This is a genomic window from Bradyrhizobium sp. BTAi1 (assembly GCF_000015165.1).
In the GTDB taxonomy this organism is placed as follows: Bacteria; Pseudomonadota; Alphaproteobacteria; order Rhizobiales; family Xanthobacteraceae; genus Bradyrhizobium; species Bradyrhizobium denitrificans.
The window spans coordinates 4338293-4357431 of record NC_009485.1 but is presented as its reverse complement, the minus strand read 5'-3'; the positions used below and the strand labels follow the sequence as shown (position 1 = coordinate 4357431).

At 65.7% G+C, this 19139-nt stretch carries 18 protein-coding genes; 10 read left to right on the top strand and 8 right to left on the bottom strand.

The window, feature by feature from the left end:
• The first annotated feature begins 8 nt into the window (after positions 1–8).
• Complete coding sequence (locus BBTA_RS19445) at positions 9–962, top strand: AEC family transporter (protein WP_012044212.1); 954 nt, start codon at positions 9–11, stop codon at positions 960–962.
• Between the two features lie 9 nt (positions 963–971).
• Here BBTA_RS19445 and BBTA_RS19440 read toward each other — a convergent pair whose 3' ends face one another.
• Positions 972–2171: a UbiH/UbiF family hydroxylase gene (locus tag BBTA_RS19440; RefSeq protein ID WP_012044211.1), complete on the bottom strand. Its 1200-nt coding sequence runs from the start codon at positions 2169–2171 to the stop codon at positions 972–974.
• A 108-nt stretch (positions 2172–2279) separates the two neighbouring features.
• On the opposite strand from BBTA_RS19440, the gene pcsA reads away from it, so the two are divergent.
• The 3 genes from pcsA (at position 2280) to BBTA_RS19425 (ending at position 4884) form a co-directional block, all read left to right on the top strand.
• The gene (gene pcsA, locus BBTA_RS19435; RefSeq protein WP_012044210.1) at positions 2280–3014 is read left to right on the top strand and encodes a phosphatidylcholine synthase; all 735 of its coding nucleotides are present in this window, start codon (positions 2280–2282) and stop codon (positions 3012–3014) included.
• Complete coding sequence (locus BBTA_RS19430) at positions 3011–3736, top strand: TerC family protein (RefSeq protein WP_012044209.1); 726 nt, start codon at positions 3011–3013, stop codon at positions 3734–3736. Before pcsA ends, BBTA_RS19430 begins: the two co-directional genes overlap by 4 nt.
• A 173-nt stretch (positions 3737–3909) precedes the next feature.
• Positions 3910–4884 carry a quinone oxidoreductase gene (locus tag BBTA_RS19425; RefSeq protein WP_041750766.1) on the top strand — a complete coding sequence of 325 codons (975 nt, stop codon included), beginning with the start codon at positions 3910–3912 and terminating at the stop codon, positions 4882–4884.
• Between the two features lie 105 nt (positions 4885–4989).
• Here BBTA_RS19425 and BBTA_RS19420 read toward each other — a convergent pair whose 3' ends face one another.
• From BBTA_RS19420 to BBTA_RS19410, 3 genes are all read right to left on the bottom strand, one after another.
• Entirely contained in the window at positions 4990–5592 is a 603-nt protein-coding gene (locus BBTA_RS19420; protein ID WP_012044207.1) for a hypothetical protein, read from the bottom strand.
• 265 nt (positions 5593–5857) lie between these two features.
• Complete coding sequence (locus tag BBTA_RS19415; protein ID WP_041750765.1) at positions 5858–6139, bottom strand: hypothetical protein; 282 nt, start codon at positions 6137–6139, stop codon at positions 5858–5860.
• A 299-nt stretch (positions 6140–6438) separates the two neighbouring features.
• Positions 6439–7635 (bottom strand): acetylornithine transaminase, encoded by a 1197-nt coding sequence (locus BBTA_RS19410; protein ID WP_012044205.1) that lies wholly within the window; start codon positions 7633–7635, stop codon positions 6439–6441.
• 403 nt (positions 7636–8038) lie between these two features.
• On the opposite strand from BBTA_RS19410, the gene BBTA_RS19405 reads away from it, so the two are divergent.
• A complete protein-coding gene (locus BBTA_RS19405) occupies positions 8039–9166 on the top strand; it encodes a DUF2336 domain-containing protein (protein WP_012044204.1) in 1128 nt (375 codons plus the stop codon).
• 54 nt (positions 9167–9220) lie between these two features.
• Here BBTA_RS19405 and rimO read toward each other — a convergent pair whose 3' ends face one another.
• Complete coding sequence (rimO, locus tag BBTA_RS19400; protein ID WP_012044203.1) at positions 9221–10546, bottom strand: 30S ribosomal protein S12 methylthiotransferase RimO; 1326 nt, start codon at positions 10544–10546, stop codon at positions 9221–9223.
• Positions 10547–10660: 114 nt separating this feature from the next.
• On the opposite strand from rimO, the gene BBTA_RS19395 reads away from it, so the two are divergent.
• From BBTA_RS19395 to BBTA_RS40815, 5 genes are all read left to right on the top strand, one after another.
• Positions 10661–11251 (top strand): ANTAR domain-containing response regulator, encoded by a 591-nt coding sequence (locus tag BBTA_RS19395; RefSeq protein WP_012044202.1) that lies wholly within the window; start codon positions 10661–10663, stop codon positions 11249–11251.
• Entirely contained in the window at positions 11248–12402 is a 1155-nt protein-coding gene (locus BBTA_RS19390; RefSeq protein WP_012044201.1) for a CmpA/NrtA family ABC transporter substrate-binding protein, read from the top strand. Before BBTA_RS19395 ends, BBTA_RS19390 begins: the two co-directional genes overlap by 4 nt.
• 344 nt (positions 12403–12746) lie before the next feature.
• The gene (locus BBTA_RS19385) at positions 12747–14534 is read left to right on the top strand and encodes a NirA family protein (protein ID WP_041750764.1); all 1788 of its coding nucleotides are present in this window, start codon (positions 12747–12749) and stop codon (positions 14532–14534) included.
• Positions 14531–16138: a sulfite reductase subunit alpha gene (locus tag BBTA_RS19380; protein ID WP_012044199.1), complete on the top strand. Its 1608-nt coding sequence runs from the start codon at positions 14531–14533 to the stop codon at positions 16136–16138. The genes BBTA_RS19385 and BBTA_RS19380 overlap by 4 nt, the downstream gene beginning before the upstream one ends.
• Before the next feature lie 172 nt (positions 16139–16310).
• On the top strand, positions 16311–16478 hold the full coding sequence (locus BBTA_RS40815) for a hypothetical protein (RefSeq protein WP_168167909.1): 168 nt from the start codon (positions 16311–16313) through the stop codon (positions 16476–16478).
• Between the two features lie 11 nt (positions 16479–16489).
• On the opposite strand, the gene BBTA_RS19375 is transcribed toward BBTA_RS40815, so the two are convergent.
• From BBTA_RS19375 to pxpB, 3 genes are read right to left on the bottom strand one after another with little or no spacing between them, the layout of a single operon-like run.
• Positions 16490–17263: a LamB/YcsF family protein gene (locus BBTA_RS19375; protein ID WP_012044198.1), complete on the bottom strand. Its 774-nt coding sequence runs from the start codon at positions 17261–17263 to the stop codon at positions 16490–16492.
• A 33-nt stretch (positions 17264–17296) separates the two neighbouring features.
• A complete protein-coding gene (locus tag BBTA_RS19370; RefSeq protein ID WP_012044197.1) occupies positions 17297–18346 on the bottom strand; it encodes a biotin-dependent carboxyltransferase family protein in 1050 nt (349 codons plus the stop codon).
• Positions 18343–19074 (bottom strand): 5-oxoprolinase subunit PxpB, encoded by a 732-nt coding sequence (pxpB, locus tag BBTA_RS19365; protein ID WP_012044196.1) that lies wholly within the window; start codon positions 19072–19074, stop codon positions 18343–18345. The genes BBTA_RS19370 and pxpB overlap by 4 nt, the downstream gene beginning before the upstream one ends.
• Between the last annotated feature and the right edge of the window lie 65 nt (positions 19075–19139).

Sequence of the window (19139 nt, the reverse complement as noted above, 5' to 3'; positions counted from 1 at the left end):
CGAGCGCCATGTTCGACATTCTCAATCTGGCCTTGCCCTATTTCGGCGTTGTTTTCATAGGGTTCGCCTGCGGTAAATGGAAGAAGCTGCCCGAATCCGGGCTGGCCTGGATGAACTTCTTCCTGCTCTACGTGTCGCTGCCAGCCTTGATGTTCAACCTGATCGCGCGCACGCCGTTTGCGGAGCTGAGCAACCCACCATTCCTGGTTGCAACGACGCTCGCCACCATGCTCACTTTCAGCCTGGCGCTGCTGCTCGGCAAGCTGATCGGCCGGCTGTCGCTGCGCGAGGCGACCATGGCGGGGCTCGCCGGCGGCTATGGGAACATCGGTTACATGGGGCCGGGACTGGCGCTGTCGGTGCTCGGCGCCAAGGCCGCGGCGCCGACGGCGCTGATCTTCTGCTGCGACAGCATCTTCCTGTTCTCAATCGTGCCGCTGCTGGTGGAACTGACCGAGCGCGACCATGCCTCGGTGGCGCATGCGCTGCGCACGGTGCTGCGCCAGATTGTGCAGAACCCGCTGATCATGGCGACCGCGGCCGGCATCCTGGCGGCGGCGCTGCAGTTGCATCCGCCGACGGTGTTCGATCGCATCCTGCAATTCCTGCAGAACGCCGCGGCGCCGACGGCGCTGTTTGCCCTGGGCGTGACCGTGGCCCTGCGGCCGTTCGAGCGGCTGCCCTGGGAGGTGCCGGTGCTTACCCTCGTGAAGCTCGTGGTCCACCCGCTGCTGTCGTTCGGGCTGATGCTGCTGTTCGGGCCGTTCGCGCAGACCTGGGCGGCCACGGCCGTCCTGATGGCGGCGCTGCCGCCGGCGCTCAATGTGTTCGTGATCGCGCGCCAGCATGACAGTTGGATCGAGCCGGCCTCGTCAGCGGTGCTGATCGGCACCTTCGCCTCGGTGGTCACGCTGACCACCGTGATGTGGCTGATCCAGAGCGGCCGGCTGGTGTTTCCCTGAGGCCGGTGCTCAGCCCGCTTTGCGCGCGTTGCGCCAGGACGGCGCCAGTCCCTCGCGCATCGCCAGCCGCCGCAACGGACCGAAGCCGCCGATCAGATGCATGCCGACTGCGCGCAGCGACTGCATCGGCACGAGATCGCTGAGCAGCGAGCGGTTGGCGACGTCGATGACGAAGGTGCGGCTCAGGATATCGGCGCGGCGCGCCGCGCCATAGCGGGCGATCACCTGGGGCGCGCCGAGATCCTCGCCGGCTGCTTTCGCCTTGCTCACGACAGACGCGAGATCGATGCCGTCGCGCAGTCCGAGATTCAATCCCTGCGCGCCGATCGGGGGCACCACATGGGCGGCCTCGCCGATCAAGGCGATGCGGTTCTGGGCGTAGTGCTGCGGCCGCTCGATCGCGAGCGGGAACAGATGGCGGCCAGGCTCGACATGAACGCGACCGAAGATCGAATGCGATTGCCGCTCGGCGGCCGCGGACAGCGCGTCGTCGTCGAGCGCGTAAAGCCGCTCCGCCTCCTTCGGCGCCGCGACCCAGACGACGCTGCAGCGGTCGCCGGGCAGGGGCACGAACACGCAGGGGCCCTGCGGCGTATGGAATTCGGTCGAGACCTCATGGTGCGGACGCGCATGGGTGATGTTGAAGGTCAGCGCCGCCTGTTGCAGCGTCCTCCGGCTCACACCGATGCCGGCCGCCTCGCGGCACAGCGAATGCCGCCCGTCGGCCCCGACCACCAGCTGCGCCGTCAGGCTGCGTCCGGAGCTCGTGGTGACTGTGACGGCATCGGCATCGCAACGCACGCTCTCGGCGTCCTCCGCGATCCGCGACACTTGGTCAATGTCAGCCGCCCGCCGCTCCAGCGCGTCGACCAGGACGGCATTGGCGATGTTGTAGCCGAACACGTCCAGACCGATCTCGCTCGCAACGAAGCGCACTTCAGGCGCGCGGATCAGCCGGCCGGTATCATCGACGAGCCGCATCGCCTTGAGGCCGGCGGCGCGATCGCGGCACAACGGCCAGACGCCGAGCTCGTCGAGAAAGTCGACGGAGCCGCCGAGCAGGGCCGTTGTGCGATTGTCCGCATAGGGCGCCTGACGGGCCACGAGCGCCGTGCGCGCCCCGGTTTGCGACAGGGCGATGGCAGCCGCTAGTCCCGCGGGGCCGCCGCCGACGACGATGACATCGAAGCTGGCTTCTGTGTTGGTCATGGTGGAACATTTGACGTTCCCGCCGGCCTTTTTCAAGGGCACTGCGCGGCGCATGGTCGCAATCGCCGATATGCAATCGGCTCCGATTCCTGATAGCAGTGGACCGGCATGGATCAGGTCAGACCCGAGGGCGCAGTATCAGTCACGACGGCGCACCGCGCTGCCGCGTTCTCGGTGCATGTGTTCACCGCGCTCGGCGCCGGCGTGGCGCTGCTCGCGATGTTGCAAGCCGTTCGCGAGCATTGGACGGCGATGTTCTGGTGGCTCGGCGTGGCGCTGATCATCGATGGCATCGACGGGCCGCTGGCGCGCTGGCTCGACGTCGCCAATGTCCAGCCGGACTGGTCGGGGGACGTGCTCGATCTCGTGGTTGACTTCACGACCTATGTGTTCGTGCCGGCCTATGCGATCACCGCCAGCGGCATGCTGCTGCCGCTGGCTGCGCCCGTGATCGGGGTCGCCATCGCGGTGACCGGCGCGCTGTATTTCGCCGACCGCCGCATGAAGAGCGCCGACAATCATTTTCGCGGCTTCCCGGGCCTGTGGAATATCGCCGCGTTCTATTTGTTCCTGCTGCATCCGCCGCCGCTGCTCGGCACGCTCGGCCTCGCGATCCTGATCGCGCTGACCTTCGTGCCGTTTCATGTCATCCATCCCGTGCGCGTCGCGCGGCTGCGCTGGCTGACATTGCCGCTGATCGCGCTTTGGGCCGTTCTGGTGATCGATGTGCTGGCGGAGAATTTCACCGTGAGCCCGATCGTGACGGCACTGCTGTGCGCGATCGGCCTCTACATCGTGGCGAGCGACTCCGCGATCCGTCTGTTGAGATCCCTGAAAGCATGATCGACCTCCTGACCAGCCCCGAAGCCTGGGCCGCGCTGCTGACATTGACGGCGCTTGAAATCGTTCTCGGCATCGACAATGTGATCTTCCTGTCGGTGATCACCTCGCGCATCCCGCAACCGCAGGCGACGCGCGCGCGGCAGATCGGGCTGGCGCTGGCGCTGATCTTCCGCATCCTGCTGCTCAGCGTGCTGGTCTGGCTGATCGGCCTTACCCAGCCGGTGTTCTCGATCGGCGGTCTCGGCTTCTCCTGGCGCGACATCATCCTGATCGCCGGCGGCCTGTTCCTGATCGCCAAGGCGACGCATGAGATCCATGCCGAGGTCGAGGCGCGCGAGGAGGAGGGGCCGCAGACCGGGGGCGCCAACAAGTTCTTCTGGGTGATCCTGCAGATCATCGTGATCGATCTGGTGTTCTCGCTGGACTCGATCATCACCGCGATCGGCATGGCCCAGGATCTCGAGATCATGATCGCCGCGGTCATTATCGCCGTCATCATCATGTACGTCTCCTCGGGACCGGTCGCCCGTTTCGTGGCGAACCATCCGACCACCAAGATGCTGGCGCTCGCCTTCCTGGTCCTCATCGGCGTCGCGCTGGTTGCTGACGGCTTCGAGTTCCACATTCCGCGCGGCTACATCTATTTCGCCATCGTCTTCGCGCTCGCGGTCGAGGCCTTCAACGTGATGGCCTCGCGCAACCGCAGGAAGCGCAAGGGCTGAGTTGACAAGGACCGCGTGATCGCCTTGGCTTTTGCCTGCGGCTGCGCCTCGAGCGCCGGCTGCGGTCAGGCTCCTTCGACGAGCCGGATGTCCGACGAGAATCAGGTAATTGTCGAAGGGTCTTGGCCGGCTCCCAAAAGTTGGCCAAGCGGGCCTGGAGGGGAGATCGCGGGATGGCGAAGGCGGTGCGCGTGCACAAGGTGGGAGGCCCCGAGGCGCTGGTCTATGAGCCGGTCGATCTCGCCGCCCCCGGTCCGGGCGAGGTCCGCATCCGCCAGCATGCGATCGGATTGAACTTCATCGACGTCTATTACCGCACCGGCCTGTACAAGGCGCCGGGCCTGCCCTTCATCGCCGGCAATGAGGCGGCCGGCGAGGTGATCGCCGTCGGGCCGGGCGTGACGCATTTCCATCCCGGCGATCGCGTCGCCTACTACGAAAATCTCGGCGGCTACGCCACCGAGCGCAACATCGCCTGGCAGCGCCTGGTCAAGCTGCCCGACCACATCACCTATGAGCAGGGCGCGGTGCTGATGCTCAAGGGTTTGACGGTGTGGTATCTGCTGCACAAGACCTTCAAGGTCGAGCCGCATCATCGCGTGCTGATCCATGCGGCGGCCGGCGGGATCGGCCTGTTGGCCTGCCAATGGGCGCGGGCGCTCGGCGCCCATGTCATCGGGACCGTCGGCTCCAGGGCCAAGGCCGACCTGGCGCTTGCCAATGGCTGCGATCACGTCATCCTCTACAACGAGGAGGACTTCGTCGCCCGGGTCAAGCAGATCAGCCGCGGCGAATTGTGCGACGTGGTCTATGACGGCGTCGGCAAGTCGACCTTCCCCGGCTCGTTGTCTTGCCTGAAGCCGCGCGGCCTGTTCGTCAGCTTCGGCAATGCCTCCGGACCGGTGCCGCCATTCTCGATCGCGGAGCTCAACAGCCACGGCTCGTTGTTCGCGACCCGTCCGAAGCTCAACGACTATGTCGGAAAGCGATCGGAATTGCTGGAAGGCGCGGACACGCTGTTCGCGGCGGTCATCAGCGGCAAGCTGCACGTTCCGATCAATCACGCTTATGCGCTGAAGGATGCGGCCAAGGCGCATGCCGATCTGGAAAGCCGCGCCACGACCGGAGCCTCGATCCTCAAGCCGTGACGAGCCAGAGCACGATCCGGAAAAGTGGAAACCGATTTTCCGAAAAGATCATGCTCAAACAAAGAGGAAAGATCATGATGCGTTTCCATGGACACGCATCATGATCTAGCTCTCGTCGCCGGCCGGCGCACCGCCGTCGGCGGCGCGGCTCCAGAGCATCGCATTGGCCTGGCCGGCCGGCGGCTGTTCGATCCGGGCGGGGGCGAGGCTGTCCTTGCCATCGCGCCAGGCGCGCTCGCGCGCGGGGTCGTCGAGGGCCAGCGCAAGGCCCTGGTTCAATTCATAAAGATCGGCAGCAAGGCCAGCCTCCGCGAGGGCTGACCGCAGCGCATCCTGGATCAAGCCGCGCAAGGCGATATGAGGTGCCGACACCGGGACATCCACGTCGCGTCCGGCCATGGCCTGGCTGCAGGCGCGTCGGTCGAACGAGGCGTGGCCGCGGCAGGCCAGCGGACGGGCGGGGTGGATGATGCAGGCGCCGCGCACCACGAAGGGGCAGGGTTCGCGCAGCTTCATCCGCTCGACCTCGTCCAAGCCGCGCGTGGTGCGGTTGGCGAGTTGCACGCGTCGGGACAGGAGGCCGAGGGCCGTCCTCGGCGCCCGCTGATCAATCTGCCTGATGTAGCGCGCCAGCAGAAAGATCTCCGGCGCGGTGGCCGTGACGCGCAGCGCGCAGCAGGACGGGCATCCCTTTTCGCAGGCCAGCACAGGCAGATCGGCCGACTGGACGCCGATATTGGCCTCGAACAGGTTGAACGCCTGCTCGGTTCAATGTCTCGACGGCGGCGCCCGATCCGGGCCGGCTGGCCAGCAGCGTGCGGAAGGTCTGTTGCAGTTCTCCGAAGATCGATCGCGCCACCGCGGTACTCCCATGGCCAGAACAGATCCAATCGACCGCGGCGCACCCGGCGCGCCGCGGTCAAGAGGGCGAGGCAGAGAGGACGCTCGCTGCCTCATCCGGAGAGAGCCGATGTCAGCCAGCGACGTCCTTGAGGATCGCCTCGAAGCAGGGGCGGGGAATGCGGAAGAAGCCGCGGCCGCCGGCAAAGGTCTGGTAATGCGGACGCGCCATGTCGAGCAGCCGCTCATACCATTGGCTGGCGGTCAGACTGGCGGGCTTCTCGCCGATCGAATTGATGTCCGAATTCGGGAAGAAGCGGACGTGGATCAGCACCTCTTCGGTCGCTGCAGCGGGGGCGATGTGGCTCCTTGGAGCTTCGACGGGCAGCACCCGAGCCAGATTGTCTCTCGCCATTCTTGCATCTCCTTCTGTCGTGCCGACCTCGTTGTCGGCGGAATGATCATCAGCTTGGTCCCGGCAAGCCTCTTCCTCCGAGCTGATCACATCCCGTACAACGCTATATCCATATGAATATAACGTATGTCATCGGATCGCAGGTGTTTGGCGCAAGCAGGATCGTTTTTCTGCAGCGGCGCTGTCTTTGATTTAGGTCAACCGCCGCCGATCCTGGATCCTCCGGATCTGCCTCATCTATGGGCAGGCGAGATGCAGTCTCCACCGTCGGACGGGGAGACTGCGTCGACCTCGATCGATCACGCGACGCAGCGTGCGGCGCCGAGCTTGGTCAGAATGCCGTCCAGGGTCTCGATCATGGCCGCGATCTCGTCGCGCGTGACGTTCAGAGCCGGCATGAAGCGCAGCGTGTCGGCGCGCGGTGCGTTCAAGAGCAGGCCAAGCTCGAAGGCCTCGGCGACGATCGACGGCGCGATCGGCCTGACCACATCGAGCGCGAGCAGCAGGCCGCGGCCGCGCACTTCGCCAAGCCCGTGCCGGGCCGAGAGCCGCTGCAGCTCGCTTTCGAGATAGATCCCGCTATCGGCAACGGCTTTCAGAAATGACGGCGTCTCGATCACGTCCAGCACGGCAAGCCCGGCGGCGCACATCAGCGGATTGCCGTTGAAGGTGCCACCCTGGTCGCCATGCGCGAAGCAGGAGGCCTCGTTGGTGGCCAGCAGCGCCGCCAGCGGGACGCCGCCGCCGATGCCTTTGCCGAGCGTCATGATGTCCGGAACGATATCGGCATGCTCATAGCCGAGGAGTTTGCCGGTCCGGCCCATGCCGGTCTGGATCTCGTCGACGATCAGCAGCAGGCCATGCTGCGTGGTCAGGGCGCGCAATTGCTGCAGGAATCCGGTCGTCGCAGGCCATACGCCGGCTTCGCCCTGGATCGGCTCCAGCATGATCGCGACGGTCTTGTCAGACATCAGCGCCTCGACCGAGGCGATGTCGTTCAGGCGCGCCTTGGCAAAGCCCGGGACCTTCGGCTCGAACAGCGGTTCGAACGCCTTCTTGCCGGATGCAGACATCGTCGCCAGCGTACGGCCGTGAAAACCACCCTCGAAGGTGATGATCTCATGCGCGCCGTTCTTACGCAGCGCGCCATATTTGCGCGCAAGCTTGATCGCGCCCTCATTGGCCTCGGCGCCCGAATTGGTGAAGAAGACCTGATCGAAGCAGGAGCGGTCGACCAGGGCCTTGGCCAGCTTCAGGCTGGTCTCATTGAAATAGGCCGGGCTCGGCGTGATCAGCCGCGCCGCCTGGTCGGCAAGCGCCTTGGCCAGCTCGGGCGGCGCATGGCCCAGTGCGTTCACGGCCCAGCCCTGGATGAAATCCAGATAGCGCTTGCCGGTATCGTCCCACAGCCAGGAGCCTTTGCCCTGGACGAAGACGGTACGCGGACGGGCCGTGATCTCCATCAGAGCGTCGAACGGTTGAGAGGCGGTCAGCATGTTCAGTCTCCTATGCTCAGGGGGAAACGGCGGCCAAAAAGCGAGAAGGCCGCTCCTTGCGGGAGCGGCCTTCTCGAAAAACGGAAGCTGATGCGCGAGCTGATCAGCAACGTCTTCGGACACGGCGCGCCCCGGCCTCGTCACGGCGGTGACGGCGGCAAACGGCGGCGCGGCGGCTGGTCCGGTTGAAGATCATGCGCCGGGCCATACAGGCAAATTGTCACCGGTGTCAAGGCGGGGGAACGTCGAGCCGGACGACACAACGCAAGACAGGCCCGATCGAACGGAGAAGCAGGACATACCGCAGGCCGCTCGGCCAAGCTTAGTTCAAACTTTACCAAACATTTAGCGACTGCCTCTACCGTGCAGGATACTCTGAAATGGAAAGCGCTCAGGACGAGCGATGTCGAAACCTCATCTCACGATCGCCGATGAAGTGCAGGCGGCGATTGCCACCGGCTCAGCCGAACGCTGCTCAGTGGTGGCCGAGCGGGTCGCGTCCCTGTTCATCGCCTCGGCAGGCAACATGGATATCGAGCAGCATGCGCTGTTCGCAGACGTTTTCGAGCGCCTCGTCAACACGATCGAGCTGCGTGCGCTCGCCGATGTCAGCGCACGGATCGCGCTCGCCGAGCTCAGCGCGCAGCTTGCGCCGGTGCCTCAGGCGCCCGTCGCGGTGATCCGGCGGCTTGCCCGTCATGAAGATATTGCCGTTGCCGAGCCGGTGCTCGCGGAGTCACCGCGGTTGAGCAACGCGGATCTCATCGAGATCGCGAACACCCGCAGCGAACAGCATCTGATCGCGATCGCCGGCCGCTGGTGGCTGCAGGAAGTCGTCACCGATGCCTTGCTGGGGCGGCGTTTTCCCAGCGTGAGCCGCAAGCTGATGAAGAATCCCGGCGCGCGGATCTCCGCGGCTGGCTTTTCCATCATCCTGTCCCAGGCGATCAACGATCCGGAGCTCACGATCGCCACCGGCATACGCGCCGATCTGCCGGCCGGGTTGCGCAGGACGCTGTTGCAGAGCGCGACCGAGGCGGTCAAAGCCCGCCTTCTCGCGTCGGCGCCGCCGCATCTCTATGAGGAAATCCGAAGCGCGATTGCGGCCGCCGCCGCCGGCGCTGAGCGGGACATGGCGCGACAACGCGATTTCGGCAGCGCCAAAGCGGCGTTCGGGCAGCTGCGGCAGACCGGCAGGCTGAACGAGACCATGCTGCTCGATTTCGCCAGGCAGCGCCGCTACGTGGAGACGACAGCGGCGATTGCGGAGCTCGCAAAATGCAGCATCGATCTGGTGCGGCCGCTGATGCAGAGCCTGCGCAGCGATGGCATTCTCGTTCCCTGCAAGGCGGCGGGACTGAGCTGGGACACGGTGGTGGCCATTCTCGACAGCCGCTTCGTCTCGGGCGCGACGCCGCCTGACGAACTCGCCAAGCTCAAGACCAAATACCGTGCGCTGACCGCCGACGAGGCCCAGCGCACGCTCAATTTGTGGAATGTCAGGACAGCGGCCCCGGCCAAGTCGATTTGAGGCGCAAGTCTTTTTGAGGCGATCGTCCCGTCGCCGCCAGTTGCTTGGCGACGATCAGAAGCCGGCGACCGTACCGTGCAGGTCATATTCGTCAGCGCGCTCGATCCTGGCCGTGACGATCTCGCCGACGCGAAGGGGACGGCGGCTGGAGACGTAGACCGAGCCGTCGATCTCCGGAGCGTCAGCCTTGGAACGGCCCTTGGCCACGGTCGGACCGACCTCGTCGATAATGATCTGCTGGCGGGTTCCGACCTTGCGCTTGAGGCGACGCGCCGAGATCTTCTGCTGGCGCGCCATCAACGCGTTCCAGCGCTCCTGCTTGACTTCGTCCGGAACCTGATCGGGCAGGGCGTTGGACGTCGCGCCCGCCACCGGCTCGTATTTGAAGCAGCCGAGACGATCGATCTCGGCCTCGTCGAGCCAATCGAGCAGGTAGGCGAAGTCCGCATCGGTTTCGCCGGGAAAGCCGACAATGAAGGTCGAGCGCAACGCCAGATCCGGACAGGCCGCCCGCCAGCTCTTGATGCGATCCAGCGTCTTGTCCTGGGCGGCCGGCCGGCGCATCGCCTTGAGGACATTGGGGCTGGCATGCTGGAAGGGAATGTCGAGATAGGGCAGCACACGGCCCTCGGCCATCAGCCCGACGACCTCGTCGACATGCGGGTAGGGATAGACGTAGTGCAGCCGGACCCAGGCGCCGAGTTCGCCGAGCTCGCGGGCGAGGTCCAGGAAGCGCGCTCTGACGCTGCGGTCCTTCCAGCTGCTCTCGGCATATTTCAGGTCCAGCCCGTAGGCCGAGGTATCCTGGGAGATCACCAGGAGCTCCTTGACCCCGGCGGCCACCAGACGTTCGGCCTCGCGCAGCACGTCGGCGGCGGGTCGGGACACGAGATCGCCACGCAGTTTCGGGATGATGCAGAAGGTGCAGCGGTTGTTGCAGCCCTCGGAAATTTTCAGATAGGCGTAATGACGAGGCGTCAGCTTGATGCCCTGCGGGGGAACCAGGTCCAGATGAGGGTTGTGGATCGGCGGCGACGCCCGGTGAACGGCCTCGAGCACGCTCTCGTACTGCTGGGGCCCGGTGATCGACAGCACGCCCGGATAGGCCTGTTCGATCTGTTCGGGTTCGGCGCCCATGCAGCCGGTGACGATGACCTTGCCGTTCTCGGCCATGGCCGAGCCGATCGCAGAGAGCGATTCCTGCTTGGCGCTATCCAGGAAGCCGCAGGTGTTGACGATCACGACGTCGGCGCCGTCATGTTTGCGGGCCAGCTCGTAGCCCTCCGCCCGAAGCCGGGTGATGATGCGCTCGGAATCGACCAGCGCCTTTGGACATCCGAGCGAAACAAAGCTGATCTTGGGCGCGGAACCCTGCTGCATCTTGGAACTGCCTGATGGGATGAGCGTCAGCTAGTCCGAATTACCCAGAAAGACAAGGCTTTAAGCCGGTCGCGTCCATGCTATGGATGAGGGCCCGGACAACCCTGGTGATCGATGAGCGCCGAGCAATCGCCTAAAATCGTGATCGTCGACGAGAGCCCGATCCGCGCGGCCATCCTGGAGGAGGGCTTGCGGGAGGCGGGTTTTACCGGCGTGGTGCATGTCAGCGAGATGCAGGGCCTGCTGGCGCGGATCTACGCGCTCGACCCTGACGTCATCGTCATCGACCTGGAGAACCCGAGCCGCGACGTGCTTGAGCAGATGTTTCAGGTCAGCCGCGCGGTCCGTCGGCCCATCGCCATGTTCGTGGACCAGAGCGACGCCGCCTCGATCCAGGCCTCGGTGGAAGCCGGCGTGTCGGCCTACATCGTCGACGGGCTGAAGAAGGAGCGGATCAAGCCGATCCTCGACCTCTGCATCTCCCGGTTCAATGCGTTCTCGAAGCTGCAGGATGAGCTCGAGCGCGCCAAATCGGCCCTCGAGGATCGCAAGGTGATCGACCGCGCCAAAGGCATTCTGATGAAGATGAAAGGCTTCACTGAAGAGGAGGCCTACGTGCTGTTGCGCTCCACGGCGATGCGCGAGAAGAAGAAGATCGGCGAGATCGCGCAATCGATCCTGACCGCCTCGGAGATGCTGAAATGATCGGGCCGATTCGCATTGGCTTCATTCCGCTGGTCGATGCCGCGGCGCTCATCGTCGCGGTCGACAAGGGCTACACCGCCGCGGAAGGTCTGGACGTCACGCTGGTGCGCGAGGTCTCGTGGTCGAATGTGCGCGACAAGCTGAATATCGGCCTGTTCGATGCGGCGCATCTGTTGGCGCCGGTTGCAATCACCTCCAGCCTCGGCATCGGCCATGTCAAGGTCCCGATCGTGGCCCCCTTCGCTCTCGGGGTGAACGGCAACGCGATCACGGTGACCCCGGCCTTGTACGCCTCCATCATGGCCAAGCTCGAAGGCGACCGCTTCGACCCGATGGCCACGGCGCTCGCTCTGGCGCGCGTGGTCGCTGAACGTCGCAAGGCCGGCGCCGAGCCGCTCACCTTCGGCATGACGTTTCCGTTCTCCACCCACAACTATCAGCTCCGGTTCTGGATGGCCGCCGGTGGCGTCGATCCGGATGAGGATGTCCGGCTTGTGGTGCTGCCGCCGCCCTACATGGTCGATAGCATCGCCAATGGCCATGTTGACGCGTTCTGCGTCGGCGCGCCCTGGAATTCGATCGCCGTCGATCTCGGCATCGGCCACATCCTGCATTTCGTGTCCGATGTCCTGGTGCGGGCCGCCGAGAAGGTTCTGGCGGTGCGGCAGAGCTGGGCCGACAAGCACCCGGACGCGCTGGCCGCGCTGGTCCGCGCCTGCGCCCGCGCCGCCAATTTTATCGAGCAGAACCACGAGGAGGCCGCGCGCATTCTGGCGGTGCCCGAGCGGATCGGCGTCGATGCGGGGGTGCTGCAGCGCACGCTGGACGGCCGGTTGAAGATCTCCCCGGACGGCAGCTTCCGCGAAAGCCCGCGTTATCTGCTGGTGGGACGCGAGGGCGCGGCGCGACCGGACAAGATCCAGGCCGCTTGGCTGTATGCCCAGATGGTGCGCTGGGGCCAGACGCAGCTCAGTGACGAGGCCCTGCGCACGGCGATGGGCGTGTTCCGGCCGGACATCTACGATGCCGCGCTCGGAGTCCCCGGGCAGCCCCAGGACAGCGCCATCGGCGCTTTCGCCGGTCCGCCGTTTGCGGCAAACGACGTGATTGGCCATCTCAGGGCATTCAAGATCGGCCGCTGGACCGCCTGATCCTTGTTGTTGGACCAGGATCTAGGCATCTGGCGCCGCCGTACAAATTTTAGGCGGACTGCCCGCATTTCGGGGCTTGAGCCCGCCTCTGCGCGCTCGGCGATTCGGTCATATCCTTGTTTTGAATAGTCTTTCCTTGGTGTCGCGGCTGGCACGTAACTTGAATGTTGCATTGCAGTCAGCCGCCACAGACGCCGCTGACCGCAATCCGCGTCGGATTTCCGCAGCAACGAAGCTGGTCGGACCGCTCACCCTGTCGCGCCATGTCGGCCGAACGGATGACGCGATCCTCATCCCATCCACACAGGCCCATCGCCGTGGCCGCTGGAGCTTCGTCCGCCATCATGAAAATCGAACCCTTGTCAGTCGGCTTCAACGACGAGCAGAAGCGCTATCTCGAAGGCCTGGCCGCCGGCCTCAAAGTCAACCTGGCGGGCCGGGCTCAGACTGCCACCGCCCCCCTTGCGGAGCCGAGCGGGCCTGATGCCATCCATATCAAGGCGCAGGACAAGGTCCTCGCAGCGGGTCGCAAGCTCGCCGACCAGGAGAAGGTCAAGCGCGAGCAGCATCCGTTCGATGCCTATCCGCGCTTGAAGCAGCAGGCCCACAGCAACGCAGCGCCGTCTGCGGCCGACAATTTCCGCTGGCGCTATTTCGGCCTGTTTCATGTCGCGCCGGCGCAGGATTCCTACATGTGCCGGCTACGGATTCCGAACGGCATCCTGAAGCATTGGCAGCTCACGGGGCTAGCCGACCTCGCCGATCAGCTCTGCGGTTCGTACAGCCACGTGACCACGCGGGCCAATCTGCAACTGCGCGAAATCCCGCCCAAGCACGCCGTCATGCTGCTGGAGGGCCTGTCCGATCTCGGGCTGACTGCGCGCGGTTCCGGCGCCGACAACATCCGCAATGTGACGGGCACGCCGACCGCCGGCATCGATCCGCAGGAATTGCTCGATACCCGCGCCTATGCGCGCGAATGGCATTTTCACATCCTCAACGACCGCTCGCTGTACGGACTGCCGCGCAAATTCAACGTCGCGTTCGACGGCGCCGGCCGGATCGCGGCGCTCGAAGACACCAATGACATCGCGTTCTCCGCCGTCGAGGTGAAGGATGGCTTCGGCGTCGCGCCGGGCGTCTGGTTCAGGCTCGGCCTCGGCGGCATCACCGGTCACAAGGATTTCGCCAAGTCCACCGGGATCATCGTCGAGCCCGAGCGCGCCACCGAAGTGGCCGATGCCATCGTGCGGCTCTTCATCGAGACCGGCGATCGCACCAATCGCCTGAAGGCGCGGCTCAAATATGTGCTCGACAGCATGGGCCATGACAAATTCATGGAAGCTGTCGAGTCGCGGCTCGGCCGCAAGCTTGCGCGCGTCGCGGACGAGGCGATCAAGCCGCGGCCCGAAGCCGATCGCATGGCCCATATCGGCGTGCACCCGCAGAAGCAGCAAGGCCTGAACTGGATCGGCGTCGTGCTGCCGCTGGGCAAGCTGACGACGGACCAGATGCGCGCGCTCGCCAGGATCGCTGCGGATCTCGGTGACGGCGAGATCCGGCTCACGGTCTGGCAGAACCTGCTGCTACCGGGCGTGCGCGACGAGAACGTCGCCATGGCCTGTGCCGCGATCGAGCAGATCGGTCTCTCGACCAAGGCGTCGCACATCCGCGCCGGACTGATCGCCTGCACCGGCAATTCCGGTTGCAAGTTCGCCGCCAGCAACACCAAGCGTCACGCCGCCGAGATTGGTGACTGGTGCGAGAGCAGGGTGGAGGTCGATACCCCGCTGAACATCCATCTCACCGGCTGCCATCACTCCTGCGCCCAGCACTACATCAGCGACATCGGCATGATCGGAGCGAAGGTCCCAGTCGGCGATGGCGACGAGACGGTCGAGGGCTATCACCTGTTCGCCGGCGGCGGCTTCGGCCCGCAGGCCGACATTGGCCGCGAAGTCTATCGCGACCTCAAGGCGGAGGACGCGCCGCGCACCGTCGAGAAGCTGCTCAAGGCCTATCTGGCGCACCGCCTCTCTCCCGATGAAACCTTCCTGTCCTTTGCCCGCCGGCACGATGGCGAAACCCTGCGCAAGCTCGCCGACGCGCAGACGTCCGAGGTGGCCGCATGAACCAGATCACGCCCATGCCGAAGATCGAGATCATTCCCGCGTCAGCGCCGTTCTCTGAAGCGCAACGCTCCTGGCTCAACGGCTTCCTGGCCGGCGCGCTCGGCCTCGACGGATCGACGCCGTTGTCGCCGGCGCAGAACGGCGCGGTGCTCGCACCCGCAGGCGATGCCGATGACGGCGAGGCGCCGTGGCACGATCAGACCCTGCCGATCGCCGAGCGCATGAAGCTGGCCGAGGGACGTCCGCTGCGCCGCCGCCTGATGGCCGCGATGGCGCAGCAGGATTGCGGCCAGTGCGGCTACAATTGCAGCGACTATTCCGACGCGATCGCCAATCGCAGCGAAGCCCGGCTCAATCTCTGCGTCCCCGGCGGCAAGGAGACCGCGCGGATGGTCAAGGCGCTTTACGAGGAGCTCGACAAGGCGACCGCGGCGGCCAAGCCGGCTGCAGTTGCAGCAATGCCGGCCACTGTGTCCGTCGTTGTCAGCGAGCCCGGCCGCTCGCGCGACAATCCGGTCGAGGCGACCTTTCTGTCGCGGCGTCTGCTCAACAAGCCGGGCTCGGAGAAGGAGACGTGGCACATCGAGTTCGATCTCGGCGAAGCCGGGCTCGACTACGTCGTCGGCGATTCCTTCGGCATCTTCGCCAAGAACGATCTCGGCCTGGTCGACCAGATCATCGCGCTGCTCGGCGCCTCGCACATCACGCAGGTGAACGGCAAGCCGTTGCGGCAATGCCTGCTGGAGGACGTCTCGCTGTCGCCCGCGCCGGATTCGCTGTTCGAGCTGATCTCCTTCATCACCGGCGGTGCGACGCGCGAGAAGGCGCGGCGGCTGGCGCAGGGGGAGGACCCGGATGGCGATGCGGCGACGCTCGACGTCATGGCGGTGCTGCAGAAGTTCTCCGGCGTGCGACCGCATCCCGAAGCCTTCGTTGAAGCACTGGAGCCGCTGCAGCCGCGGCTGTATTCGATCTCGTCGTCGCACAACGCGACGCCCGGACGGCTGTCGCTGACGGTCGACTGCGTCCGCTACGTCATCGGCAAGCGCAAGCGCCTTGGGCTCGCCTCGACGTTCCTTGCCGAGCGGATCAATCCCGGCGACAGGCTTCGCGTCTATGTGCAGAAGGCGCATGGTTTTGCGCTCCCGGCGGATCCGAAGACGCCGATCATCATGGTCGGCCCGGGCACCGGCATCGCGCCGTTCCGCGCCTTCCTGCTCGATCGCCGGGCGACCGGCGCGCCGGGCAAGAACTGGCTGTTCTTCGGCCACCAGCGCAGCGACTGCGACTTTTTCTACGCCGACGAGCTCAATGCGATGAAGACGGCCGGTCTGCTGACGCGGCTATCGCTGGCGTGGTCGCGCGACGGCGACAAGAAGTTCTACGTCCAGGACCGGATGCGCGAGGTCGGCCGCGAGGTCTGGACCTGGCTGGCCGAGGGCGCCCATCTCTACATCTGCGGTGACGCCAAGCGCATGGCCAAGGATGTCGAGCGGGCCCTGGTCGACATCGTCGCCCATTTTGGCGCTCGGTCGACGGACGAGGCGGTCAGCTTCGTGGCGGACCTCAAGAAAAAGGGACGGTTCCAGCTCGACGTCTATTAACGATCCGAATCGGGCAGAAAGCCCGCGGATAAAATTCTCAGGCGGAACCCCGGCTGAGAATTTTATGGTCCCAGGCGGACCCGAAACAGGGGGCTTGTCGTTATTTCGCCGGTTGCCTTGCGCTCGGCTGCGAGAACGCTTTTCTCGTGGTCGGAACTTCAGGAGACCGGCCATGCAGACCATCACGACGGCCTCGCGCCAGATGCCTCAGGCCCGCGTTATGCCTCAGGGCCGCGCGATGCGTGAGCGGGGAACGACGGCAGCGCTGGTTGCCTTCTATGGCGCCGTCGCTCTGATCGCTGCGATCACGCTCGGCATGCCGTTCACACATCCGTTCTGAACGCGTGATGATCACGCCGCCGTCTTGAACGGCGCGACCTCGATACCGGCGGCGTCGAGGGCGCGGCGCACCTCGCGCGCAATCTCCACGGCGCCGGCGGTATCGCCGTGAATGCAGACGGTGTCGGTCCGCATCTTCATGACCTTGCCGGTGACCGACACCACGGCCCCGTCCTGAACCATGCGTACGACCCGATCGGCGATCTGCTTGGGGTCGTGCAGCACCGCGCCCGGCTTGCTGCGCGACACCAAGAGGCCGTTGTCGTCATAGGCGCGATCGGCAAACACCTCATGCGCCATCGACAGATTGGCCTTCTCGCCGGCCGTCACCAGCTTCGAGTTGGCGAGCACGACGAAGATCAGGCTCGGATCGACGGCCTTGATCGCCCTGGCGATCGCGTTCGCCGTCATGTCGTCCTCGCAGGCGACGTTCGACAATGCACCATGCGCCTTCACATGCGTGACCTTGTGGCCGGCGGCGGTGGCGATCGCCTGCAGCGCGCCGATCTGATAGGCGACGAGGTTCTCGATCTCCGATGATGTCAGGCCGGGCACCGGGCGCCGGCCGAAGCCGTGCAGATCGCGATAGCCGGGATGCGCGCCGACGCTGACGCCCTTGGACTTGGCCATCTCGACCGTCCTGCGCATGATGTCGGCATCGCCGGCATGAAAGCCGCAGGCGACGTTGACCGACGTCGCCAACTCGATCATCGCGGCGTCATTGCCCATCTCCCACGGGCCGAAGCTTTCTCCGAGGTCGCAGTTCAGGTCGACGGTGCTGGTCATGTCAGGGCTCCGCGCGTTGCTGGGTCCGAAGCGTCAGGGGTGATCAGATGAATCGAGCGCCAATCCGGGCCATGTGGTGACATCAGTTGCGCTGACCGCGTGGCCGGCCACATTGGCCGTGAACAGGGCATCAATGTTGAAGGCGCTGCTCGTAAGCTCGGTGACGCGGCCGGGCAGGCTGCGCAACAGATCCTTGTACCTTCGCAGCTCGGCCTGTGCCTCCGCCATGCTGACGGCCTTGAAGCGAAACGGCGTGCCGGCGGGCGTCTGCGCCAGACGGCCAAAATCGGCCGTGATCACGGTCGCGATCTTCGGATAGCCGCCGCTGGTGCCGCGGTCGGCCATCAGCACGATCGGCGCGCCGTTGCCGGGAACCTGGATGCTGCCATCCACGGTGCCGTCGGAGACGATGTTGTGGCCGTGCAAATGGCGGATGGGCGGACCCTCGAGGCGGTAGCCCATGCGGTCGCTGGTCGCCGAGATCGTCCAGTCGCTGCCCAGGAACTGCGCCTTCATCTCGTCGCTGAACTCGTCGTCCTGCGGTCCCATCACGACGCGGATGGGGCCGCCCGCCTTGGGCAGTTCGAGGCGCAGCTCCGGCGCGTCGCCGGCGGGGGCGACCTCGAAGACATCGCCCGACTGCAACGGCCGAGGATAGGGGCTGCCGAGCCCGGCGCGCGCATTGACCGAGAGGCTGTTGAACATCGGCTCGCCGCTGATGCCGCCTGCGATGGCGAGATAGCTGAATGAGCCACCGCGCGCGAATCCGAGCGTCAGCTTTTCTCCCTCGCTCAGCGTCACCGACGTATTCATCTCGACCTGGCGCTTGGCAACATCGGCAGGCCGGGGCGCGCCGGAGAGGGCGACGCGCACGGAACCGCCTTTCGCTGTGAACGTCGCGCCGAATGGACCGATCTCGATCGCGGCCGCCAGCAGCGCGTTGCCGACCAGACTATTTGCTGCCGCCAGCGACAGCTTGTCCATCGCGCCCGATGGGGTCAGCCCGTAGCGCTGCGCGCCGAACCTGCCGCCGTCCTGGACCGAGCTTGCCGGACCGATCTGTGCGACGACCAGCGTGCTCATGCCGCAATCCGCTCGGCGATCAACTCGCCGCCCTCGGCAGCGCGCTCCTGTTCGGCAAACATCTTGGCGTCCACGGCGGTGAAGCTGACCTCGTCGCCCGGCTCGAGCAGGAAGGTGGGCTGGCGATGAAGCTGAAAGGTGCGCATCGCGGTGCGCCCGAGCAGGTGCCAGCCGCACGGGCCGGCGAGGCACTGGATGCCGGTCTGGATGCCGCCGATCGCGACAATGCCCGGCGGCGTCGCGAGGCGCGGGTTCTGCCGGCGCGACATCTGCAGCGTGGGATCGAGGCCGGACAGATAGGACCAGCCGGGCGTGAAGCCGATCATCGCGACCCGATAGGTCGCGGCGACGTGGCGGGCGACGACCTCGTCGGGCGTCAGGCTCAGCGCCTTGGCGACATCCTCCAGGTCGATGCCGTGTTCGCCGCCATAGCAGACCGGAACCCGCCAGCGCCTGACCTCGGTCTCCGGCGCGAGCGTGCCCGCCGACAAAGCCAGCAAATTTGCGCCGAGCGTCGCGTGATCGATCACGCAGGGATCGTAGTGCACCAGCAGCGAGCGATAGGTCGGCACCGTCTCGGTGATGCCCGCGAGGCTGGCCGCCGCCAGCGCGTGGTCAAGCGCGAGCACGCGGCGGTTGGCGGTCTCGTCGATGGTCCGGCTGAACTCGACGGTCACAGCGCTGTCGCCGCTGGGCAGGAGGCGTGGAGGTGGAAAAGGATCGGCCATGAGTTCGGGGACGGTTCGCGATGTCGCTTCCTGATTAGCTGCTTTTGGCCGCCAGTGGAATTGGG

Bases quoted from the DNA above. Each gene is read 5' to 3' on its own strand.
- BBTA_RS19445 (WP_012044212.1), top strand. From the start codon at position 9: ATGTTCGACATTCTCAATCTGGCCTTGCCCTATTTCGGCGTTGTTTTC.
- BBTA_RS19440 (WP_012044211.1), bottom strand. From the start codon at position 2,171: ATGACCAACACAGAAGCCAGCTTCGATGTCATCGTCGTCGGCGGCGGC.
- pcsA (WP_012044210.1), top strand. From the start codon at position 2,280: ATGGATCAGGTCAGACCCGAGGGCGCAGTATCAGTCACGACGGCGCAC.
- BBTA_RS19430 (WP_012044209.1), top strand. From the start codon at position 3,011: ATGATCGACCTCCTGACCAGCCCCGAAGCCTGGGCCGCGCTGCTGACA.
- BBTA_RS19425 (WP_041750766.1), top strand. From the start codon at position 3,910: ATGGCGAAGGCGGTGCGCGTGCACAAGGTGGGAGGCCCCGAGGCGCTG.
- BBTA_RS19415 (WP_041750765.1), bottom strand. From the start codon at position 6,139: ATGGCGAGAGACAATCTGGCTCGGGTGCTGCCCGTCGAAGCTCCAAGG.
- BBTA_RS19410 (WP_012044205.1), bottom strand. From the start codon at position 7,635: ATGCTGACCGCCTCTCAACCGTTCGACGCTCTGATGGAGATCACGGCC.
- BBTA_RS19405 (WP_012044204.1), top strand. From the start codon at position 8,039: ATGTCGAAACCTCATCTCACGATCGCCGATGAAGTGCAGGCGGCGATT.
- rimO (WP_012044203.1), bottom strand. From the start codon at position 10,546: ATGCAGCAGGGTTCCGCGCCCAAGATCAGCTTTGTTTCGCTCGGATGT.
- BBTA_RS19395 (WP_012044202.1), top strand. From the start codon at position 10,661: ATGAGCGCCGAGCAATCGCCTAAAATCGTGATCGTCGACGAGAGCCCG.
- BBTA_RS19390 (WP_012044201.1), top strand. From the start codon at position 11,248: ATGATCGGGCCGATTCGCATTGGCTTCATTCCGCTGGTCGATGCCGCG.
- BBTA_RS19385 (WP_041750764.1), top strand. From the start codon at position 12,747: ATGAAAATCGAACCCTTGTCAGTCGGCTTCAACGACGAGCAGAAGCGC.
- BBTA_RS19380 (WP_012044199.1), top strand. From the start codon at position 14,531: ATGAACCAGATCACGCCCATGCCGAAGATCGAGATCATTCCCGCGTCA.
- BBTA_RS40815 (WP_168167909.1), top strand. From the start codon at position 16,311: ATGCAGACCATCACGACGGCCTCGCGCCAGATGCCTCAGGCCCGCGTT.
- BBTA_RS19375 (WP_012044198.1), bottom strand. From the start codon at position 17,263: ATGACCAGCACCGTCGACCTGAACTGCGACCTCGGAGAAAGCTTCGGC.
- BBTA_RS19370 (WP_012044197.1), bottom strand. From the start codon at position 18,346: ATGAGCACGCTGGTCGTCGCACAGATCGGTCCGGCAAGCTCGGTCCAG.
- pxpB (WP_012044196.1), bottom strand. From the start codon at position 19,074: ATGGCCGATCCTTTTCCACCTCCACGCCTCCTGCCCAGCGGCGACAGC.